This is a genomic window from Streptomyces sp. H39-S7, from assembly GCF_027158205.1.
Classification (GTDB): domain Bacteria; phylum Actinomycetota; class Actinomycetes; order Streptomycetales; family Streptomycetaceae; genus Actinacidiphila.
On sequence record NZ_JAPVLU010000114.1, the window covers coordinates 1,220 to 5,851 of the forward strand.

The 4,632-nt window shown below is 66.6% G+C and carries 3 protein-coding genes and 2 pseudogenes; 3 read left to right on the forward strand and 2 right to left on the reverse strand.

Features of this window, described 5'->3' with window-relative positions; all coding sequences use genetic code 11:
- Together O3X23_RS43445 and O3X23_RS43450 are read left to right on the forward strand one after the other, a co-directional pair.
- Window positions 1-342: pseudogene (locus tag O3X23_RS43445) on the forward strand (hypothetical protein); the annotation flags it as partial.
- Window positions 305-562 carry a hypothetical protein gene (locus O3X23_RS43450; protein ID WP_269280800.1) on the forward strand — a complete coding sequence of 86 codons (258 nt, stop codon included), beginning with the start codon at window positions 305-307 and terminating at the stop codon, window positions 560-562. The pseudogene O3X23_RS43445 and the gene O3X23_RS43450, both read left to right, overlap by 38 nt.
- 219 nt (window positions 563-781) lie before the next feature.
- Here the strand turns inward: O3X23_RS43450 and O3X23_RS43455 are convergent, their stop codons facing one another.
- Window positions 782-1,375 carry a DUF6461 domain-containing protein gene (locus O3X23_RS43455; RefSeq protein WP_269280803.1) on the reverse strand — a complete coding sequence of 198 codons (594 nt, stop codon included), beginning with the start codon at window positions 1,373-1,375 and terminating at the stop codon, window positions 782-784.
- Window positions 1,376-1,688: 313 nt separating this feature from the next.
- On the opposite strand from O3X23_RS43455, the pseudogene O3X23_RS43460 reads away from it, so the two are divergent.
- Window positions 1,689-2,458: pseudogene (locus O3X23_RS43460) on the forward strand (TSUP family transporter).
- A 242-nt stretch (window positions 2,459-2,700) separates the two neighbouring features.
- Here the strand turns inward: O3X23_RS43460 and O3X23_RS43465 are convergent.
- Window positions 2,701-4,323, reverse strand: coding sequence for a glycoside hydrolase family 27 protein (locus tag O3X23_RS43465; RefSeq protein WP_269280805.1), 1,623 nt, complete (start codon window positions 4,321-4,323; stop codon window positions 2,701-2,703).
- Window positions 4,324-4,632: the final 309 nt, after the last annotated feature.

A 4,632-nucleotide genomic window follows, 5' to 3' on the forward strand; every position in this document is an offset into this window, starting at 1 on the left:
CTTCAAAGCCGAGCGGGACGGGCACGGGCACTGCCGCCGACATCGCGCGGGGACTGGGACGGGCTGCCCGGCCGGGAGGCCCCGGCGAAGCGGGCGCAGTGGGCGATGAACCGGGTGCACCTGCGCGAGAGCGGTGAGTTGGCCGACTCGTTGGACGTGCTGGTGACATTCGAGGTGCGGGCCGAACTGGCCGCGCGCGGCTGGGACCGGGCGTGGCCGGTGCCGCCGGCGCAGGCGAAGAATCTGGGGCGCTGGCCCGGCACGCTGGCCGGAGTGGGTGACGGTGCAGCTCCCGGCTCCGCTGGTGAGCCAGGTGCTGGCGGCGTGCTGGCACACCAGTGAAGACACGATCGGAAAGTTGCCGGACTGGCGGGACAAGCACCCTGACATGCTGCCAACCAAGGCGTTCCGCCACACGTCCGAAGATGAAGCGCTGGCCGAGTACGAGGAACTGGCGGCGCAGGTGACCCCGGCCGGAGACATCTGGCGGGCAGCGGTGCAGCGCGGGATCGCCGCCGCGCCAGTCATTCGCGAGCGCCAGGCCGTCGCCGTCGACGCATGAGTGTCACGCTGTCACGCCCCCTGCTGCAAAGGGGGCGTTGGCGGTCCTGTGCCCAGGTCAGGGGGCTGTCGCCGAGCAGCGTGACACCTGGTGTGACAAGCCGCGTGACATCCGGCGCGACAGCTACTGGCTTTGTTTGTCCCTTGACACAGATGCTTGACGGTTTGCCAACGAAGTTTGACCAACTACTCGGTAAGCGAGGTCACAGAGGGGGGAGGACTATCGGATTATGAAGGCCGGAAGTTGCCGCTCTTCCACGTCACGGGGCAGGGCGAGGGCGAACCGGGTCTCGAGGATCGCCAGCGTGGCACGTTCGTCGTCCCCGAAGGGAACGTCATCTGGGCGGGCAGACTCGCCGTCCGGGTGGAGCACCCCGGCCCGTACCAGTTCGGCCAACAAGAAGTCCGGCTGCTGGCCCCATCGCCAAACCTCTTCACAGATGCCGAAGGAACAGATGTCCACCCCATCCTTGGCGTAGGCGAACTGCTTCGGCGGATGCTCCGGCTGAGGGTCCAGATGGACGACTTCCACCCCGTCCCGTGAGATCTCGGCCAGACGTTCCTTCCCTGTAGGGACCCCGTACTCCAAGGCAAAAGACCACCCCTCGCTCGCGCCGATGCGTACCAAATCCTCGTCATCCGTCCGGTGGTCCATGACCAAAGACCATGCCCCCATGCCCGTGATCGGCGACAGGACAGAGCCCGACACACCGTCCATGCGCAGGGCGAGTTCCTCCGGCGTTATGCCACGGGCGAAGATGACGCTGTACGTCCAGTCGTCAAGCCCTATCAGCCACTGAATACCGTCACTCACGACGTGCACCCCTCTCTGCGAGCGCAGGTCATGATCTCCGCGCATGCCAGTGGCCACTCTAGGCAGCGGCGCTGTCAAGACCCCTTCGCGGTCCGGCACGAGAACCGAGAGCGCGGTCAAACCTCGGTGACAGACGGTCAAGATTCAGTGGCAGAGGACATTGTTCACGAGTTTGGACGGCAGTTGTTCACCGCCTTGGGAGGCGGTTGGATCGTTGGCGGGGTCGATGTTCACGAGAACGGGAGGCACCTGATCCGGAGCCTATTCCGGGTGTCGATTGGAGAGTGCCGAGGGGGACGTCGTGGACTGGTTGATGGGGACGCTCGGGTTCGCCGCCGGGTTCCTGATATCCGTCACCACGGCCCCGTGGGCGTCTCCGGAGCGGTCTTCCTGTTGCCTGTCCAGGTCAGTGTGCTGGGAGTGCCCAGCCCAGCCGTGACACCCACGAACTTGCTCTACAACGTTGTGGCCGGCCCTGGTGCCCTCCTGCGCTACTGGCGGACCGGACAGCTCCGCGGACCGCTGATCCGGCTCTTGATCGCGGGCACCGTTCCCGGCGTCGTCATCGGTGCCGTAATCCGTGTCTACGCCGTGCCTGGCCCGCGCGTCTTCCGGCTCATGATTGCTGCGCTGCTCCTGCCGCTCGGGCTGTGGCTGTGGCTGTGGACCGTACGCCCGGCCCCACCCCGTACCCGCGACCATCCTTCGCCTCGCGCCACGACGTCGCTGGCCCTGGCCGTCGGCGTGATCGGCGGCATCTACGGAATCGGGGGCGGCTCGCTACTCGGCCCGATCCTCGTCGGCCGCGGAACACCGGTCGCCACCGTCGCACCCGCCGCCCTAGCCTCCACCTTTGTCACCTCCATCGTTGGCGCGGCCACCTACGCGCTGCTCTCCCTCGCCGTCACTGGCGACGTCGCCCCCAACTGGCTGCTGGGCCTGTCCTGCGGTGCCGGTGGCCTCTTGGGCGGATATCTCGGTGCACGGCTCCAGCCGCACCTGCCTGAGACGGCCCTCCGGCTCCTGCTCGGCACCCTCGCCACCGGGATTGGCGCGCTCTACGCAGTTCAGATCCCTCGGTGACCGTGCAGTGCCCAGCCATTCTGGGGTAACGGGGTGCTGTCGAAACTCGTGAACATTCCGACCCGATGCCAGCCCCCTATCGCCTCCCAAACCGGTGTCAAAGTGCTGTCCGTTCTCGCGTACAGAGCCATCGGGGCCTGTCGCCGACGAACAGACCGCCGGGCAGCGGCTGGACGTGTCCAGTAGGTAGGGGTTCCTCCTCGCACACCCACCCGCTCGGGGGTCATGAGGGGATTGCTGGGTCAGGCGCGGTTCCACCGTTGGTTGGCGGCATTGTTACATGTCCAGATCTGCAGGTAGACGCCGTCGGCCGTGGCGTTGCCGGGCACGTCCAGGCACTTGTTCGCGCTGAGGGCGGTGATGCTCCCGTCGGTGCCGAAGCGCCATTTCTGGTTGTTCTGGCCGTTGCAGTCCCAAAGGATGACGCTGGTGCCGTCGGCGGTGCCGTTGTTGTTGACGTCAAGGCACTTGTCTCCGTAGAGCCGCAGTTCACCGGCTGCCGTGGAGGTCCACTGCTGGTTGATCTGACCGTGGCAGTCCCAGATCTCCACCCGGGTTCCGTTCGCCCGGGAGGATCCGGCGGCATCGAGGCACTTTCCTGATCCCACGCCCTGGATCACGGACATGGGACTGGGTGTTCCGCCGCTGACCCGGAACACGACGGTGCCGTGGGACGGCACGCTCGCCGAGACGGCTCCAGTGGTCGAGGTGACGGCGTTCGTCCAGCCTTCATGCAGGCTGAATGAGGTGCCGGACAGGCCGATCGCCGAGGCGGTGGTGCTGATCGTCGTCGTGCTGCTGCCCTGGTTGAACAGTGCGACCGCCACGTCGCCGTTGCTCAGTGGTCTGGCCAGGATGCGGCGGGTGCCGTCGTTGCTGATCTGGGTGGCCTGGAGGCCGAGCGGGTCCTGGTTGATGGCAATCAGGTTCGGGTTTTTCATAATCGTGGCGGTCGCGGCGTCCATGTTCCGCATGTCGTTGCCCGCGATCAGTGGGGCGGCCATGATCGACCAGAGGGCGAAGTGGCTGCGCATCTCGGTGTCGGTCATGCCGCCCCGGCCGACCACCATCATGTCGGGGTCGTTGAACTGCCCCGGCTTGGCGTAGCCGGACAAGGGCGCGTTGACGTCGACGATGTTCTGGATGCCCATCGGGTAGCCGTTGGTCTGACCGGAGTTCCAGACGTTGGTGATGTCCTCGGTCGTGCGCCAGATGTTGGCGACGTCGCCCCAGTTCCGCTGCGGGCCGGTCTTCTCGTGGATGCTGTTGGAATTGATGCTGTAGAGGATCGGCCGGCCGGTGGCAGCCAGGGCGTCGCGCATCTTCCCGAAGGTGCGGACCTGGTCGTCGATGGTGCCGGTGGGAGAGCACCAGTCGTACTTGAGATAGTCGACGCCCCAGGCGGCGAATTGCCGGGCGTCCTGGACCTCGTGGTTGAGACTGCCGGTAGCGCCCGGATAGGAGCCGAAGTACTGGGCGCAGGTACGGTCCAGGGGTGCTTGGTAGAGTCCGAACTTCAGGCCTCGCGTGTGCAGGTAGTCGCCGAGGACCTTCATGCCGCTCGGGAACCTCGACGGATTGGCCTGCAGGTTGCCTGCGGAGTCACGACTCGGGTTGAACCAGCAGTCGTCGACGACGACGTACTGGTATCCGAGGTCGCGCATGCCGGAGCTGACCATTGTGTCGGCGGTCTGACGGATCAGCGCCTCGTTGATGTTGCAGCCGAAGGTGTTCCAACTGTTCCACCCCATCGGCGGGGTGCGGGCCACGCCGTTGTCGAGCGCTTGAGCTTGAGGGGCAGGGGTGAGAGGCACGGTCAGGGCCAGGGCCGCCATGGTCAGTAGCGTGCGGATTGGTTTCCTCATGGAGATCGCTCCTCAGCGAATCGATGACGGGGTGCGTGGGGGCGGGGTCCACCTCCACGCACCCGGTTCTCAGGGCCCCAGGCGACCGTCGGGGTGGCCGCGGTGCGGTTGACAAGGCAGCCGAAAGGCTTCGTGCGGTGCCCGGGGCGGGTGTCGTGACCTGGTGCGGTTGTGCTCGCGGGAAGGAGGCCTCGCGTATGAAGAGGCATCGGCGTCCGCTGCCGTCTCGAGGGAGAAGGACGTGGAGGGAGTCGTTGGCCGGCGTCCCGGTCCGGCAGACGGTCGCGGGGCGGGGGCGGGCCTCCGGCG